The organism is Campylobacter concisus (assembly GCF_902460545.1).
GTDB classification, from domain to species: Bacteria; Campylobacterota; Campylobacteria; order Campylobacterales; family Campylobacteraceae; genus Campylobacter_A; species Campylobacter_A concisus_AE.
Map to the genome: position 1 here is coordinate 78,126 of NZ_CABPUE010000011.1, position 17,113 is coordinate 95,238.

The 17,113-nt window shown below is 37.6% G+C and carries 18 protein-coding genes; 10 read left to right on the forward strand and 8 right to left on the reverse strand.

What is annotated here, in order from left to right; genetic code table 11:
• The 10 genes from FZ949_RS08495 to FZ949_RS08540 all read left to right on the forward strand — a co-directional run.
• The coding region (locus FZ949_RS08495) for a response regulator transcription factor (RefSeq protein ID WP_222862786.1) at positions 1 to 660 on the forward strand (660 nt) is incomplete at its 5' end.
• Positions 657 to 1,913, forward strand: a complete 1,257-nt coding sequence (locus FZ949_RS08500; protein ID WP_103580040.1) for an ArsS family sensor histidine kinase — start codon at positions 657 to 659, stop codon at positions 1,911 to 1,913. The genes FZ949_RS08495 and FZ949_RS08500, both read left to right, overlap by 4 nt.
• Positions 1,910 to 2,482, forward strand: a complete 573-nt coding sequence (recR, locus tag FZ949_RS08505; RefSeq protein ID WP_009294391.1) for a recombination mediator RecR — start codon at positions 1,910 to 1,912, stop codon at positions 2,480 to 2,482. Before FZ949_RS08500 ends, recR begins: the two co-directional genes overlap by 4 nt.
• An 82-nt stretch (positions 2,483 to 2,564) precedes the next feature.
• Positions 2,565 to 4,169, forward strand: a complete 1,605-nt coding sequence (gene trpD, locus FZ949_RS08510) for an anthranilate phosphoribosyltransferase (protein WP_103580041.1) — start codon at positions 2,565 to 2,567, stop codon at positions 4,167 to 4,169.
• Entirely contained in the window at positions 4,169 to 4,783 is a 615-nt protein-coding gene (locus FZ949_RS08515) for a phosphoribosylanthranilate isomerase (protein ID WP_103580042.1), read from the forward strand. Before trpD ends, FZ949_RS08515 begins: the two co-directional genes overlap by 1 nt.
• The gene (trpB, locus tag FZ949_RS08520) at positions 4,773 to 5,954 is read left to right on the forward strand and encodes a tryptophan synthase subunit beta (RefSeq protein ID WP_103580043.1); all 1,182 of its coding nucleotides are present in this window, start codon (positions 4,773 to 4,775) and stop codon (positions 5,952 to 5,954) included. The genes FZ949_RS08515 and trpB overlap by 11 nt, the downstream gene beginning before the upstream one ends.
• Positions 5,947 to 6,696, forward strand: coding sequence for a tryptophan synthase subunit alpha (trpA, locus tag FZ949_RS08525; RefSeq protein ID WP_148790341.1), 750 nt, complete (start codon positions 5,947 to 5,949; stop codon positions 6,694 to 6,696). The genes trpB and trpA overlap by 8 nt, the downstream gene beginning before the upstream one ends.
• Before the next feature lie 78 nt (positions 6,697 to 6,774).
• The gene (locus FZ949_RS08530) at positions 6,775 to 7,194 is read left to right on the forward strand and encodes a chemotaxis protein CheX (protein WP_103580045.1); all 420 of its coding nucleotides are present in this window, start codon (positions 6,775 to 6,777) and stop codon (positions 7,192 to 7,194) included.
• Positions 7,191 to 7,508: a flagellar motor switch protein FliN gene (gene fliN, locus FZ949_RS08535; protein WP_021091807.1), complete on the forward strand. Its 318-nt coding sequence runs from the start codon at positions 7,191 to 7,193 to the stop codon at positions 7,506 to 7,508. The genes FZ949_RS08530 and fliN overlap by 4 nt, the downstream gene beginning before the upstream one ends.
• Entirely contained in the window at positions 7,505 to 8,383 is an 879-nt protein-coding gene (locus FZ949_RS08540) for an excinuclease ABC subunit A (RefSeq protein WP_148790342.1), read from the forward strand. The genes fliN and FZ949_RS08540 overlap by 4 nt, the downstream gene beginning before the upstream one ends.
• A gap of 130 nt (positions 8,384 to 8,513) precedes the next feature.
• Here FZ949_RS08540 and FZ949_RS08545 read toward each other — a convergent pair whose 3' ends face one another.
• From FZ949_RS08545 to FZ949_RS08580, 8 genes are all read right to left on the reverse strand, one after another.
• Positions 8,514 to 9,962 carry a Ppx/GppA phosphatase family protein gene (locus FZ949_RS08545; protein ID WP_103579667.1) on the reverse strand — a complete coding sequence of 483 codons (1,449 nt, stop codon included), beginning with the start codon at positions 9,960 to 9,962 and terminating at the stop codon, positions 8,514 to 8,516.
• 2 nt (positions 9,963 to 9,964) lie between these two features.
• Positions 9,965 to 11,182, reverse strand: a complete 1,218-nt coding sequence (locus FZ949_RS08550; protein ID WP_180998581.1) for a sensor histidine kinase — start codon at positions 11,180 to 11,182, stop codon at positions 9,965 to 9,967.
• A 38-nt stretch (positions 11,183 to 11,220) separates the two neighbouring features.
• Positions 11,221 to 11,892 carry a homeostatic response regulator transcription factor HsrA gene (gene hsrA, locus FZ949_RS08555; protein WP_021091657.1) on the reverse strand — a complete coding sequence of 224 codons (672 nt, stop codon included), beginning with the start codon at positions 11,890 to 11,892 and terminating at the stop codon, positions 11,221 to 11,223.
• 76 nt (positions 11,893 to 11,968) lie between these two features.
• Positions 11,969 to 12,295: a dihydroneopterin aldolase gene (locus FZ949_RS08560; protein WP_148790343.1), complete on the reverse strand. Its 327-nt coding sequence runs from the start codon at positions 12,293 to 12,295 to the stop codon at positions 11,969 to 11,971.
• Entirely contained in the window at positions 12,292 to 12,903 is a 612-nt protein-coding gene (gene plsY, locus FZ949_RS08565; RefSeq protein WP_148790344.1) for a glycerol-3-phosphate 1-O-acyltransferase PlsY, read from the reverse strand. Before plsY ends, FZ949_RS08560 begins: the two co-directional genes overlap by 4 nt.
• Before the next feature lie 58 nt (positions 12,904 to 12,961).
• Positions 12,962 to 15,250 carry an ATP-binding protein gene (locus FZ949_RS08570; protein WP_103579665.1) on the reverse strand — a complete coding sequence of 763 codons (2,289 nt, stop codon included), beginning with the start codon at positions 15,248 to 15,250 and terminating at the stop codon, positions 12,962 to 12,964.
• An 8-nt stretch (positions 15,251 to 15,258) separates the two neighbouring features.
• Entirely contained in the window at positions 15,259 to 16,341 is a 1,083-nt protein-coding gene (locus tag FZ949_RS08575; protein WP_085658080.1) for a PilZ domain-containing protein, read from the reverse strand.
• Positions 16,342 to 16,464: 123 nt separating this feature from the next.
• On the reverse strand, positions 16,465 to 17,064 hold the full coding sequence (locus tag FZ949_RS08580; RefSeq protein WP_021091673.1) for a peroxiredoxin: 600 nt from the start codon (positions 17,062 to 17,064) through the stop codon (positions 16,465 to 16,467).
• Positions 17,065 to 17,113 lie beyond the last annotated feature (49 nt).

Below are 17,113 nucleotides of genomic sequence, written 5' to 3' on the forward strand. Positions count from 1 at the left end.
TTAATGATAGAAGACGATCCAGAATTTGCACAAATTTTATCTGAATATCTTGATAGTTTTAATATAAAAGTTACGAATTTTGAAGATCCATATTTAGGACTTAGTGCTGGGATAAAAAACTATGATTTGTTAATACTTGATCTTACTTTGCCGGGCATTGATGGGCTTGAGGTTTGTAAAGAAATTCGCCAAAAATACGACATTCCTATCATCATAAGTTCGGCTAGAAGTGATATTAGCGATAAGGTTGTTGGACTTCAGCTTGGTGCTGATGATTATTTGCCAAAGCCATACGATCCAAAAGAGATGTATGCTCGTATCACAAGTCTTATAAGAAGATATAAAAAGACAAATGAAGTACAAGAAGAGGTCGTTGATAGCGCATTTAGGATTGATGATAAGCGTCACGAGATTTACTTTAACAATGAGCCGTTGGCACTTACTCCAGCTGAGTATGAAATTTTAACTTATCTCATTAAGCAACACAGCTTTTCAGTATCACGCGAACAGCTAGTTTATAATTGCAAAAGCCTAAAAGATAAAGATTCAAAGAGCTTAGATGTTATTATCGGACGCCTTAGATCAAAAATCGGTGATAGCTCAAAAGCCCCAAAACATATATTTTCAGTAAGAGGCATAGGATATAAGCTTATCGGATGAAATATTCCATAACTACGAAGATAACTATTATCTTTGCCATAGCTTTCTCGCTGATGTGCTTGCTCTTTGTAACTTTTGCAAACATTCAGCAAGAAAGCGCTTTAGAAAAACTAAAGGATAGACAAATAAGTGCGATGAACTATCTTGTCGCACTCTATGAACGCGGAAATCCTCCAAGAGATTTGGAGCATTATTTTAAAAATTTTTACTTAGAGTATGTTGGAAATAAAAATTTAGCCACTTCAATAGCTACAAACGGGACTGTTGTTTTTACGCAGCATACACCTCTTGGAGTGGTGCAATCGGTTAATTACAAAGGCGATTTGTATTTGCTTATTAAAAACCCGTCTTTTCAGCTGCTTCTTGAAAGTAACGACGCAAGACACGTAAATGATCCGCTTTGGGTTGCTTTTTTGATAGTTTCAGCCCTTCTCATCTCACTTTATGTTTCTGTTCTTAGAAGTCTTTCGCCGCTTAGAAGGCTTAGTAAGGACATTAGAAAATTTGCCAGTGGAAATATGGAAATGGCGATGACGGCTAGGCTAAATGAAAACGAGCAAGATGAGATCGGACAGGTCGCTGTTGAGTTTGATAATGCTGTTTGCAAGATCAGAGAGCTCATCCGCTCAAGGCAGCTATTTTTGCGCGCGATTATGCATGAGTTAAAGACTCCGATTGGCAAAGGTAGGATCGTCTCTGAAATGGTCGCAAATGAGACCCAAAAGATGAGGCTCATAAACGTTTTCGAGCGCCTTGAGATGCTGATAAATGAATTTAGCAAGGTCGAGCAGCTCCTTTCTAAAAGCTACGCACTAAACTACCAAGAGTGCCATTTCTCGCTCATTTTAGAGCAGGTGCAAGATATGCTCATGCTTGATAAATTTGAAGAGCGAGTGAGCTGCGATATCAGAGACGACGTCATTTTAAGAGTGGATTTTCAGCTTTTTAGCTTAGCGATTAAAAATTTGATAGACAATGCCCTAAAATACGCAGAGGATAAAAAGGCTATTTTGATTTGCGATAGCGAATTTATAGCGGTTAAAAATTTAGGCAAAAAGCTAAATCATCCAATTGACTACTACAAACAAGCCTTTGTGCGTGGCGATAAGGTGAGTGCGGGAAGTGGTATGGGGCTTGGACTTTACATCATCGAGCAAATTTGCCAGATGCAAAAATTTGAGCTTGCTTACGACTACGAAGATGGTTATCACGTTTTTAAAATTTTACTTAGATCAAAGGCGAAGCGAGTATGAAAAGAGGCTTAGAAAAATTTAACGAGCTAACTGAGTCTTTTGCCAAGCTCCCTGGTGTTGGTAAAAAATCAGCCGCAAGGTTTGCCTATTTTGTCTGCATGCAAGATAGCTTTGCAGGGCTAAGACTCGCTCAAAATATCGAAGACGCGGTAAGGTTTATCAAACGTTGTGAGCGTTGTGGTGGGCTAAGCGAAAATGAAATTTGTGACATTTGCAGCGATGAGAGCAGGGATAGTGAGGTCATTTTGCTGGTTGAGAGCCCAAAAGATATCTTAGTTTTTGAGCAAAATGGCATCTACAATGGCCTTTACTTCGTGCTTGACGAGATCGACGAGGACGCCATAGAGAGGCTGCGAAGTGCTATCAAACAAAATGGCTCAAAAGAGGTCGTTTTTGCCTTTACGCCGGGGTTAAATTCTGACGCGCTTATGCTTTACGTCGAGGACAAGCTTGGCATGAGTGAAATTTCATTTAGCAAGATCGCTCAAGGCGTGCCAACTGGTGTAAATTTAGAAAACGTCGATATGCTCTCACTCCTAAAAGCCTACGAGAGCCGCACAAAAGCCTAATTAAAATTTCTTTTAGTTATAATCTCACCTAAATTTATAATATTTAGTCCGCGCAGCCGCCGCTAAATTTAAAGGATAGAGATTGATTTTACTTATAGATAACTACGATAGTTTTGTCTTCAACGTCGAGCAGTACGTAAAAGAGCTCACAAACGAAGAGGTTAGATGCGTTAGAAACGACAAGATAACGCTTGAAGAGATCAAAAAACTAAACCCAAGTAAGATCATCCTAAGCCCAGGGCCAAAGCACCCAAAAGATAGCGGAGTTTGCTTAGAAATTTTGCAGGCCAACCTTGGCGTGCCGGTGCTTGGCATTTGTCTTGGACACCAAGCCATAGGGCTTAGTTTTGGCGCAAAGATAAAAAGACTAGACGACCCGCTTCACGGCAAGACCTCGTTTATAGACGTGAAAAACAAAGAGCCGCTCTTTGCAGGGCTGCCTGAGCGCTTTGAGGTTATGCGCTACCACTCGCTCTATGTCGATGAGCTCCCAGCTTGCTTAAGCGCCGATGCGGTCAGTGATGATGGCGTAGTTATGGCACTTAGCGTAAAAGATAAGCCGATCTTTGGCATCCAGTTTCACCCTGAGAGCTACTTCACGCAATACGGCAAAAAGATCGTTGAAAATTTTGTAAATTACAAAGCAAAAGAAGAGGTAAAAGAGCCTAAAATTCGCTCACTCAAGCCATATCTTATCAAGCTTCAAGAAAACATCCCGCTTGATGATAGCGACTTTGAACAAATTTGCGAGATAATAGCCAGCAAAGAGTACGAGATCGTGCAGCTTTCGGCCCTTTTGGTGCTAATTAGTGAAAAGAGCCTCTATCCAAAAAGTCTCGCTGCGCTTGCAAAAAATATCCTAAAATACTCGCAAACTTACCGTGACGATACACCTATGATCGATCTTTGCGGCACTGGCGGCGACGGCTTTAAGACGATAAATATCTCAACTACTGTGGCATTTATCCTCGCAAGTCTTGGCATAAAGGTCGCAAAACACGGCAACAAGGCAGTTTCAAGCAAGTCAGGCAGCTCTGATGTGCTTGGAATTTTAGGTGTAAAAAGTGAAAAATCACTGGCAAAACAGCGTGAAAATTTAGCTAGTAAAAATTTAGCCTTTTTCCACGCGCCATTTTTCCACCCACTAGTTGGTGAGGTCAGAGAAGTGCGCCAAAGACTTGGCATAAGGACTGTATTTAACGTACTTGGACCGCTTTTAAATCCAAATTTAAACCTTACAAATCAGCTAGTTGGCGTCTATCATAAGCCAGTGTTAAAACTCTACACCCAGACGCTTAAGATACTTGGCAGAAAGCACGCTTTGGTCGTTCGCGGCGATGACGGACTAGACGAGATTACGCTTTGTAGCGAAACGAGCGTTGTTGAGCTAAAAAATGGCGAAATTTTTGAGTATAGCATTACGCCAGAGCAGTTTGGCTTTAAAAGAGCGCTTCACAGCGACATCGAGGGCGGCACACCTGAAGAAAACGCCAAAACCTTAATCCGCACGCTAAAAGGCGAGGAGCAGGGGGCAAAATTTGACATCGTGGTCTTTAATGCGATGTTCGCACTCTACGCAGCTGATGGCGCTAAGAGCCCAGACGAGGCTAAAAAAATAGTGCTTGAGGCGATAAAAAGCGGCAAGGTATATAAATTTTATGAAGAGTTTATAAAGGCGCAAGCGTAATGGCGCTAGTTAAAATTTGTGGTATCAAAACGCTAGATGAGGCAAGTGCGGTTTGCGCTTTGGATGTTGATTTTATCGGACTAATATTTGCCAAAAGCAAAAGAAGGGTTGAGCTAAATTTAGCTAGGCAGATAGCGAGATTTGCTCACAGCAAGGGCAAAAAAGTAGTTGGTGTTTTTGCGGAGCAAAGTGATTGTGAGATAATGGAAATTTGCCAGTTTGCAGGGCTTGACGTCGCTCAGGTGCATGGAGTGATCAGTGAAAATTTGCATGCAAATTTAAAAGATATGGGGCAAGAAATCTGGCAGGTTTTTAGCGTGAAAGATAGCTTGCCAGAGGTTGATTTTAAGCATTTTGACATGGCTCTTTTTGACTGCAAGGGCGAAAATGCTGGTGGAAATGGCACTAGCTTTGAGTGGGAAATTTTAAAAGAGGTTAAATTTAAATTTGGCATGGCTGGGGGCATAGGCGAGCACAACATCAAAGAGGCGCTGAAATTTAAGCCATATCTAGTCGATATCAACTCCAAAGTCGAGGACGAAAACGGCATAAAAGATGCACAAAAGATAGAGAGAATTTTAAAGATCATAGGTGAGGTAGAAGATGAATACTAAAGCATATTTTGGAAAATTTGGCGGGCAGTTTGTGCCTGAGACGGTGATGTTTGCCCTTGATGAGCTAGAAAACGCCTATGCTAGCATCGCAAAGACAAAAGAGTTTAAAGATGAGCTTGATGATCTGCTTAAAAACTATGTTGGCAGGCCTAGTCCGCTCTTTTTTGCAAAGCGCCTGAGTGAGCACTACGGACATGAAATTTACCTAAAAAGAGAGGATCTAAACCACACTGGCGCGCATAAGATAAACAACGCCCTAGCTCAAGCATTGCTTGCTAAAAAAATGGGCAAAAAGAAAATTTTAGCTGAGACTGGAGCTGGTCAGCATGGCGTGGCGACGGCGACTGCGGCGGCACTTTTGGGCTTGGAGTGTGACGTATATATGGGTGCTACAGACGTTGCTAGGCAGCAGCTAAATGCCTTTCGCATGCAGCTTCTTGGCGCAAAAGTGGTGAGCGTAGAAGACGGCTTAAAAACGCTAAAAGAGGCGACCACGGCGGCTATTCAAGCGTGGGTAAATGAGATAGAGAGTGCGTTTTACGTCATTGGCTCAGCCGTTGGCCCACACCCATATCCAAAGATCGTGCGTGACTTTCAAAGCATCATCGGCACAGAGGCGAAGGCTCAGCTAGCGGAGTATGGCAAAAAGGCTGACTACGTCATCGCCTGCGTTGGCGGCGGCAGTAATGCTATTGGCATTTTTAGTGCGTTTTTGGACGACGAGAGCGTAAATTTAGTTGGTATCGAGGCTGGCGGCCTTGGCGTAGAGACGCCTTATCACGCTGCTACGCTTAGCAAAGGTAAAACCGGCATTATCCATGGCATGAAAACGACGGTCTTGCAAGACGAGTATGGCATGATCTCGCCAGTTCACAGCATCTCAGCGGGTCTTGACTACCCAGGTATAGGCCCAGAGCACGCTCACCTAAACGACATCAAAAGGGTAAGATACGAGGCCGTGACCGACGATGAGTGCATAAATGCGTTGTATTTTCTAAGCAAGATGGAGGGTATCATCCCAGCCATCGAGAGCGCGCATGCACTGGCATATCTAGAAAAGCTTTGCCCAAAACTAGATAAAAAAAGCGTCATAGTTGTAAATGTCTCAGGCAGGGGCGATAAGGACATAAACACAGTTATCGGCTACGAAAAAGGAAAAATTTATGGATAAGATAAAAAGTGCATTTAATGGCAAAAAGGCAAACATCGGCTACATAGTGGCTGGATATCCAAGCTTAGAAAAAACGAAGGAATTTTTAGAAAATTTGAACGAGAGCACGCTTGATCTAGTCGAGATCGGCATCCCTTACTCTGACCCGCTGGCTGATGGTAAACTCATAGCAAAAGCTAGTTTTGAGACGGTGCAAAACGGCGTAAATACGGACGTTGTCTTTGATATGCTTGAGAGTTGCAAGGCAAAAGTGACAAAGCCACTTGTATTTCTGGTTTATTACAACATCATCTTTGCTTACGGCGTTGATAAATTTCTAAAAAGATCAGTTGAAGCAGGTGTGAGCGGCTTTATAGTGCCGGATCTGCCTTGTGAGGAGTGCGAGGAATTTGCTCTAAAATGTAAGGAGCTAAATTTAAGCCTGATACCACTTGTCAGCGTCACATCTGGTAGTAGAGCGGATGGAATTTTAAAATTTGGCTCAGGATTTATTTATGCTCTTGGTGCGATCGGCGTTAGTGGTTCAAAAAGGGCTGATGAAGATAGGATAAAAAATTTAGTTCTAGAGCTTAAGAAAAAGAGCGATCTACCAGTAGCCGTAGGCTTTGGTATAAAAAACAAAGATGACGTTAATGAAGTAAAAAAGTATGCTGATGGAGCGATAATAGGCACGCAAATAGTTAAGCTTTGTGCCGAATTTAGCGGTGAAAAGCTAGTAAAAGAGATAGATAAACTCTTTTAAAATGCTTAATAAATTTATAGCTAATTTAGTAAAGCCAAAGTATAATTGAAAATGCATTTCAAGTCTTAAGGAAGAGATATGAGAAAAGTTATAGATGAAGCTACAAGCTATCTTTGCAAGGATACTTTAGGGCTAGATTTAGAAGCTGGTAAGAGCCTTGGCAAGGGATTTTACGGAGCTAGCATACCAGTCTATAAGGACAAGAGCGAGTATCATTTTTACCTATTTTTTAAAAAAGATACTTTGAAAATTTTCATGAATGCCTTTTTTGGTCACGAAGATGTTGATGGTGGCGATCTGGACGATCTTTGCAAAGAAATAGCTAATCAAATCATCGGCAAGGCTAAAAATCTGCTAAACGAAAAAGAGCCAAATGCTTATAAGCTTGGAACGCCTGAATTTTTAGGCGAAGTTGAAAATTTTGGCATCAAACTAAAAGAGAAATTTGTATATAAGATAAAAAATAGAACATTTCAAATAGGCTACGACATACAATGAACGACGAGAGTGCGATAGAGACGCTAGAACAGCTAGGGCTTTTTAAGAGCTATGATGAGCTTATGGATATAAGTGTTGATTTTATAGCTGAGCTAGGAACTACCACGGTTAGTATAAATGAGCTTTTGAAATTTGAAGCTGGCTCAGTCATAGACCTTGAAAAGCCAGCTGGTGAGAGTGTGGAGCTATATATAAATAATAGAATTTTTGGAAAAGGCGAAGTAATGGTTTATGAGAAAAATTTAGCCATCAGGATAAATGAAATTTTGGATTCAAAGTCAGTTATTCAGTACTTCAAAAAAGAACTTTTATGAAATTTATACTATTTTTCTTACTTTTTGCAACTCAAATTTTAGCTTCAAACCTATTAACTTACAATATCTATGAACGTGCTGATAGAGTCGATATTATGCTTAGCTTTGATGCGCCTTATGAAGGAAATATCTTTCAAAAGCGCGAAAAAGACACAACATCTTTAATATTAAATTCGCTAAATTACGATCAAAGTGCCAGCAAAGATATAAACTCAAAGATTATTCAAGAGCTTGAGATAGAGCCAAAGCAAAACTCTTTAGTTTTAAATTTACGCTCAAATGATGCTATTATCGTAAATGCTTCAAAGACGACTGATAGTTTTGGACTCCGCATTCGTGTAACTCTAAAAAATGCAAAACCTCAAATACAAAATATGCCTCAAGCTAGTGCAAAAATAGAAACCCCTAGCACTCCAAAGATGGATGAAGAGCCTATGCTGAATATAGACTCAAGGTATTTTATAGTCTTAAGTGTGCTTATTGCTCTTCTTGTATTTTTATATGTATTTAAAAGATATATTACTTCAAAGAGTAGCGACTTTAGTGGATTTAAAACACCTAGAAATCAGTCTCAAAATGATACAAAATCAATGAACTGGCTACTTAAAAATCAAAATAGTAACGTCAATATAATATATGAAAAATATCTTGATCGCACGAATAAGCTAATGCTATTAAGCTATGAAAATAGGCGTTATTTAGTGATAGTTGGTAGCTCAAATGTAATGCTTGATAGCTTTGGTGAAGACAAGATACAAAACGAGCAGGATTTTGCTATATTTTTTGAAGAGAACAAGAAAAAGCTAAGTTCATTTTTAGAAGAGCGAAAAAATAGCTTAAATAACTATAAAGATAAAATGAGCGGAGAATTTTAGTAGTTTTAGCTAAAATTCTCATCCAATAAGTATGTCTTTTAATTTTTTAACCTTACTTGTTGCCTAATTATAAAGAGCTTTTAAGTTGCTTTCACGTTTAAATTTTATACTTTAAAGCTAGTTTCAAAATTTATACAAACGAAATAGCAAAAATTTCAGGCTTTGTGATCTTTTTTATCTCTTCTTTTGCCATAGCAAATTCTTTTGCGCCTTCTATTTTTAGCGTGTGTCCACTAAATTCGAAGTTTAAATTTAGCCTTTCACAGGTTAGATCAAGTGCCTTTGCAAGTGAGAGTATAAAACTTAGCCATCTTATACACTCGGCTTTTGGAAGTAAATTTTTATACCGTTCAAATTCATAGATGTTTTTCTTTCCATTTGTGCCAATTACTACTGCAATCAACGCTTTTTGTTCATGTGAAAAGCCATAATTTAAGGCATTTAGAACTATATAGGCTGAGTTTTTATGATCACCATAAAAGCCAATCTCTTGACCGACATTGTGAAGTTTTGCAGCAACTAAAAGCACTTCAAGATAGTTATCACTTAGACCATGAAGCTTTTTTAATACCATAAATATATCTTTTGCATATCTTGTGACCGATTTATTGCATGATAATATAAAACGATCTTGCAAACTTTTGATGCTTGGATTAAAATTTTGCGGAAATTTAAGGCTAGGGCGTAAAAAATCTTTTAAGAACACTCCCTCTCTTACGCCAACCCCACTTGTTATAATATTTTTGGCATTTAGAGCTTTGGCGAGAGCTAAAAAGATATGTGCACCCTCTCTAATGGTGTCATATCTATCTTTTTTAATAGGAAATTTATTTAGCTCAAGCACGCTAACATTTGCAATGCTCTCGATGTAGGCTTGCTCGTCGCTAAGCTTATAGCAAAAGCCATGAAGCGAAGAAAGGGGGTATGAATTTTTGCTCATTATAGCAGATGATATCGCCCTAAGAGAGCCACCAATAGCGATTATATTTTGGCATTTAAATCGCTCATCTATCTGTTTTGTAACTTGTTCTAAAAATTTTGGCAATTTATTTAAGTTTTTCTTATCAAAAAAAAGCTCTTTTAACCTAACTGTGCCAATGTCAAGTGAGAGCGTATCTATTATTTTGCCTTTGCTTATTCTGGCAAGTTCAGTTGATCCGCCACCGATATCGATAGTGACGCATTCATCGATGTTATGGAGTAAATTTTTGGCTGCGATCGCACCAAAAGTAGCCTCTTCTTTGCCGTCAATGACTTTTAAATTTATACCAAGTTTTTTTCTTAAAAGAGAGATCAGAATATTTGCGTTTGGAGCATCCCTAAGCGCTGAAGTTCCAACGCATAAGACTTTATTGCATTTGTAGCTTTTTATGATATTTGAAAATTCGCTAAAAGCCTTTAGTGCTTTTTCCATTGAGCTTTCGGATATTTCATTGTTTGAACCATATCCGCCTTCACCTAGACGCACTTTTGTTTTATATTCAGCTAGTATAAAAAACGCTAAGCGTGACGTTCTCTCAAATATCGCCATTCGCATAGAATTTGAGCCAAGGTCGATTACTGCGGTTCTCTTTGCCATTTCTATCCTTTTATATTTAAAACTAGGCTTGCGACTGCACCGCTTCTATCGTTTCTATTTTTAATGTCTACTTCGCCACCAAGAGCCTGTGCCGCACCTTTAGCTAGGAATAACCCAAGCCCAGCACCACCTTTGTCGCCGTATCTTTTAAATGGAGCAAATAAATCTTTGCTCTCATCTATACCTATTCCTTCATCTATTACTTCGATAATAAATTTATTTTTTATGAGCTTAGAGCTAATCGTAATGGTGCTATTTTTTGGTGAAAATTTAATGGCATTTTGAACAAAATTTTGCACAATGTGAGTTAGCAAGCTAGTTTGTATTTTTAGATTTAAAATTTCTGGTTTTAGGTCTAGTTTTATATTTTTTCCATCATTTTTTGCAAGTATCTCATAGTTTTTTGCAAGTTTTTTTAAAAATCCTATAACATCGGTATTTATTGGCTCTTCAAACTGAGCTCCCTCTTGGCGGCCGATCTCAAGCACAGAACTTATCATTGCGTTCATGCCGTTTATAGCTTCATTGTTTGATTTTAGAGCCTCGATATATTTTTCGCTCTCACGTGGCTTTAAAAGCGTAACTTCATTTTTTGTTTTCATTACGGCAAGGGGTGTTTTTAGCTCATGTGCCACGCCTACAAAAAGTTCTTTTTGATATAAGACAAATGTTTGGATGCGAGAGATTAGCCTATTTATGCTTTGTCCAAGTGGTAAAAACTCATCTGGTAGACTTTTTATATCGATCTCATGAAGAAATTTTTCGTCTAAATTTGTAAGCTTGTGACTTAAAATTTTTATAGGTATTAAAAGCATTCTTGATAAAAATAGTGCATAAAAAAGCACCAAAAGTATCGCTGATACATTTACGATTATAATATCTATAAAAATTTCTTCTACTATATGAGCTTGAAGAGTAGTATCTTTTTCTAGGCTTAAATAACTACTTTCATCGAGTTTTGTTATTAAAAAAGTTTTACTTTGATCCTTTGATTTTTGCGTTACGATATATGTTTCTTTATCTTGTGGCTCGTCTGCTTTTATCGTTGCTAGGGTTTTGTTTGGATTTTCTATCGTAAATGTTTTTGAATTTAAAGGATTGAAATTCTGAGGATTTTTTTTATAAGCTTCGGCTTGATAGTTTAGCTCATTAACTACACTTTGAAAAACGGTAACCCTTATATAGTGATAAAGCATTACCGAAATAACTACAATTAGCATCATAGCACCAGATGCTAATTGTAGTATAAATCTATTCCTTAGGCTTTTTTTGGAAAACAAAATCTATATCCGCGTCTTCTAACAGTTTCAATTGTTGAAATATTTAGTGGTTTGTCCATTTTTTGGCGGATTTGGTTGATAGCGACTTCAATGACGTTTGGAGTTACAAGCTCTGGCTCTTCCCAGATAGCATCGAGCAGTTGCTCTTTAGATACGATCTGATCTGAGTGTCTTGCAAGATGAGTTAGGACTTCAAAAGGTTTACCCTTAAGCTCAATATCGCGACCCAAATATGTGATTTTTTCTTCATCTGGATTGATAATGAGCTCATCAATTTTTATAATATTTGTGCCGCCAAAGCGTAGTCTTGCTTCAAGTCTAGCTACTAAGATGTCAAAATCAAATGGCTTTTTGATATAGTCATCAGCACCAGCTCTAAGTGCTTTTATTTCGCTTTCTTTGTCATCTTTTGCAGAAAGAACTACAACTGAAGTGCGTGGAGATTTATGTTTGATGATGTTTATAAGATCTATGCCATCGCCGTCTTGAAGCATCCAGTCAGTCAAAACTAGATCGTAATTTCTGATACCTATATAGTACTCAGCATCTTTAAAATTTTCAGAGCTATCAGTTTGATAGCCAAACTCTTGCAAGCCCTCAGCAATCGTCTTATTTAGCGTCACTTCATCTTCAACTATTAAAATACGCATTTTGCTTCCTTAAACTAAAATTTATGGGCAATTGTATCATAAATTAAGCAATATTTCAAGATAGTTTAATAAATTTTTAAAAAATAGTGTTTATTTTTGCTCCAACAACTGCGTTTGGTAAAATTTCAGTTTTTAAAATTTCCATTTTAAGGCTAGTTAGTGAGCCAAATTTCTCTTTTAATGCTTTGCTGGTTTCTTCAAGAGAATCTTCAACGCTTTGAAACTGTCTTTTATTATAAAAATTTTTAACAAAGTCAATAATTAAAACATAATCAATAAAACTGGTTGAGCAAATTTCTAGATTCATTTGCACCTCTTGCTTAGTGACTCGCTCAAAATCAAGCATTCCGATGATCGTTTCAAATTTATAATCTTTAATGATCGTCGTCATCTCGCTTTTCATACGACTTTTTTTTCCTTACCGGATATTAAACGAACGATATTTGGTATGTGTTTATAAACCACCAAAAATGCGATGATTAGTATCGGAGCGTGTGTGTAAATTTCATCTAACTCTGGGTGGATTATAAAGCTTGATACGATCAGAGCTATTAACGCGCAAAGTGAAGCAAGAGAGCTAATTTTTAAAAATTTTCCGATCACAAACCAAACAGCTAAAGCGATAATGATCTCAACTGGCAAGAAAAATGCTATCACACCAGCTCCAGTTGCGACTCCTTTGCCGCCCTGAAATCCTAAGAATATTGAAAAACAATGTCCAGCCACGCTTAAAACCGCCATCGTCCAAAGCACGCTTTGGCTAGCTCCTAAATATGAAGCGACAATAAGTGGCAAAACTCCTTTTAAAACATCACAAACTATCGTTAAAATGGCTAGTTTTTTGGCTAATTTTGGATCTTTTTGCTTTAAAACTCTTAAAACATTTGTTGCACCGATGCTCTTGCTGCCTTCATTTTTTATATCAACATGCCCAAAAATTTTTGCAAGAATAAGACCAGATGGAATGCTTCCAAGTAGATAACTAATGGCATAAAGTATTAAATTTTGCATATTTTACCTTTTAAATTTAATAGAAATGATAGTAAAAAAATACTAATTGTTTTATAAATCATCTCCACAAAAGTACGACTTTCTCGTCATAGATATCGCTTTTCTTTGGTGAAATTTGTATTTCATTTATAGTGATATTTTTTATATCGTTTGTTTCTTTTAGTTCGTCGCTTTCTTTTTCAAATTTCTCCTCAAGTTCGCTAATGGCTAAATTTATATCATTTACATTTTGCTCACTAAGCTTTACATCACTTCGCTCTTTTAAGACTCTATTTGCGCTTCTTGCACTCGATGCGATTTTGCCCGCATTTTGACGAGATAAAAGCTTGTTGCCAAATATTGCTCCAAGTATGCTAGCGCCTATATTTATGGCAGCATCAAGCCCACTTGTGGTCATCTCTTTTTGCTCTTTATCAAGCTTTGCTAGAGCCTTGTTTAGCTTATCTTGCAAGCTTTTTCGCTCTTTTTCAAATTTAGCCGTGAGTTTTGCAGTTTGTTCTTCTAAAATTTCATTGCACTTATCTTGAAGTCTAATATAAAACTGCTCCTTTGTTTCATTGTTTTTTGAATAAATTCCCAATGCTTCAAAGGTGTTAAATTTGAAATTTCTATACAGATACTCTTTAAAATCTTTTTGGATATTGTCAAAATTCTTAGCTTTTAAAATGAAATTTGGTACAGCTGCAAAGCTTGCGTCACTTGGTTCGTCTAAGCTTGCATCAATATGTAAATTTTGACTAGCTTCGCTCCAGTTTGGCTCATTGTCATTTTCATTTAGTTCATAAAGATAGCTTACTTCATAAACGCTATCGATACCTTTTTTGGTGTCATAAATTCTTATCTTTGCACTTGCTAGTAGGTTTGGTGTAAGGGTTTTTGAATTAGTATAAAGTTGCGTGATTTCATTTGAGATTATGGGCTTTATGCTAAATTTTATCTCGCTTTTATCGATCCTTGTATCAGATAAATTTTCTTTTTGCTCTTTCATCAAATTTGAAATTTGCTCACGGCTAAGCGGGCCTTTTAGATAGCTTAATGTCCACCGTGTCGAAATAACGCTTAGCCCGTCTTCGTTTATATTTTTAACTAAGAAATTTCTCTTTGCTAAATTTGATATGAGGCTTTCTAGTGAGGCTTTATCTAGATTTGATCCAGCGATACCGCTTAATCCGTCTATAACGCGTGATTTGTCTTGGGCTGTTTGGAGGCGACCTATGAACCAAGTGCCGATGTTACTAAGGCCTTTATAGTCAAGATCGACTGGGTTTTGCGTGCTTAAAACACAGCCCAAACCAAATGCACGAGCTTGCTTTAAAAGTGTGAGCATAGGCGTTTTTGATGGTGGGTTTGCGTTTGGTGGGAAAAATCCAAAAATTTCATCCATATAAAGGATCGCTCTAAGTGAGCTTGTGCCCTCAGTACCGCGCATCCACGCGATGATCTCGTTTAGTAAAAGGGTGACAAAGAACATCCTCTCAGCGTCATTTAGGTGCGAGATCGTAAAAATATTGCACTTTGCTTTGCCGTTTTCGTCAAATAGCATCTTTGAAATTTCTAGTCTAACGCCTTGAGTCCAACCTTTAAAACTTGGGCTTGCGATGAGAGCGTTTATCTTCATGGCAAGCTTTAGGCGCTCACTGCTTGGATAGAAGGTATCTACATCAAAAACGCCTATCTTTTTAAAAGGCGGATTTGCGATGAAATTTATGAGCTCTTCTATACTGACGTCTTTTTGCTCTTTAAATTTAGTCTCAAATATGGTTGAGATGAGAAGCTGTTCTTTTGAGTTCACATCCTCAGAGCTCATGCCAATAAGCGATAGCACCGATGCTGCGAGTGAGTTTATATAGTTGCTAAAAATTTCTTCGTCACTAATATTTGGGCAGGCAAAGTCGCTAAGCAGCGCCACACCTATGCCAGCTGAGCTTTTTGGTGTGTAGATATTAAAGTTTGCGCTTTCTTTTAAAATTTTTACTCGCTCAAGATCTTGAAAGCTCGACTCTATGCCGTTTTTCCAAAGCTCGGCTTGAGTGGCGGCAAATTCTTCGACACTTTGACCTTTGTTGGCCGCTTCTGCTTCATCTATATATGGTAAAAAATCCTCCGCTCTCATCTGCGGAAAGGTGAGGGCTAAATTTGTGATATCGCCTTTTGGATCGATGATGATAGAAGGTATATTGTCTATGCAGGCTTCTTCTAAAAGCGTGATACCAAGGCCTGTTTTACCGCTACCTGTCATACCTATGATAGCTGCGTGGGTGGTTAGATCCTTATTTTTATAAAAAAATGGCTCTTTATCTTTTAATCCGATATAAAAAAGTTTTAAATTTTCTTGTATTGTTTTCACTAACTGCCTTATTCGTATAAATTTATACGTGAGCGAAGCTCGTCAAGCGTCTCTTTTATGCGCTTTTGCGTAAAATCTTTTATCGTTTCATCATCATCAATGAGTTTCATGCAGTATCTGATGTAGCCTTTATATGCTAGCTCTGTAACAAGTCTTAGCTTTAAAGTCACATTTTTTACTTTATCTGGTGCGATTAAGATTTCAAAGGTCGCTTCTAGTTCTTCTCCATCTTGAAAATTTGTAGTTTGCGGGCTTAATACGCTTATGCCGCCTTCAGAAACATCATAAAGGCTACCTTCGATCTTGTCTTGTTTACCTTTGATAATAGTTTTGGTAAAACGATTTGGCAAGATACGTTGGAATTTTCTTTTATATGCGTACATCGTTGTATTTCGTAAGAAATTTGAAAGAGTGACGCCTTTATTGACTATATTGTAATTAACAATATCAGCACATAATGGCTTTGAGAAAAAGCTATTTGGCAAAATAAAACCTTTGCCGTCTTGCTTCATAGCTAAAATTTGCATCATATCCACGCGAAAAACGACACTATCTTCTTTAACTTCTAAAATTTCAGCCTCATATTTTATATTTAGTCCATCATATAAATTTAAAAGCTCTGGCCTTACCTTGGCTTTTTTCATACGAGTGAATGTATTGATCGGATCTTCATAAAAAAATGTTCCGGTTTCAATCATATCTTTTACATTTGTTTCTTGCTGGTCTTTGGCACCACATAAAATTTCTTTGATTCTTGAAACGGCATTTACGAAATAGCCTACGAAGGTACTGTTGTCACAAGAGTGACTAAAATTTAAGGTCAAATTTAAAAGTAGAAAATTGATTAATTCATCTCTTGCATTTGATTTTGGTATTAGATTATTTAAATCATCTTGTAACTGCGTAGCATTTGGCTTTTGAATAAGCAGTGTATCAAAGATATTTTCAAGACAAATTTTTACCTGATCGTGCGGTACGATAAATGTTAGCTGTCTACAAAATTTGATACCATCGTCGATAAATTTATCTCTTAATTTAAGTATGCTGTCTTCGCAATTTATTACAAGCTCTTGCCTGCCTTTAAAATCCATGTAGTCTCCGGAATATTATTGATTAAAGCCAAGGCTATGATATAAAAAGTTATATTAAAAAAGTATTTAAATTTATTTGGAGGAGAAATTTCTAGGTAAATAATACCTAGAAATTTCTATTGATTATAGTTTGCCTTCGTTGTGTGAAAGGTAGTCAGCAACACCTTCAGTGCTTGGTTTCATGCCAGCATCACCTTTATTCCAGCCAGCTGGGCAAACTTCGCCGTGCTCATTTGTAAATAGCATAGTATCAACCATTCTTATCATCTCATCGATATTTCTGCCAAGTGGAAGATCGTTGATAACTGCATGGCGAACAGTGCCATCTTTATCTAGTAAGAATGAGCCTCGAAGTGCTACACCAGCATCTTCTAGAAGTACGTCAAATCCGCGAGCGATTGATTTTGTCATATCAGCTACGATAGGGAAGCGAACTTTGCCAATACCGCCTTTGTTTACTGGAGTCTCTTTCCATGCAAAATGTGAGAATTGGTTGTCGCATGAAACCGCGATAACTTCGATACCACGTGACTTGAACTCGTCATATCTTTTGTCAAATGCGATAATTTCGCTTGGGCAAACAAAAGTAAAGTCCATTGGATAGAAAAATACAACCGCGCCTTTCTCGCCAATATTTTTATAAAGATTAAAATCATTTACAATTTGATTATTTCCTAAAACTGCTGCAGCTGTAAAATCAGGTGCTTTTTTTGTTACTAACATTTGTTCTCCTTAATAATAAATTTTATTGATTGCGAAATTATATCTATTC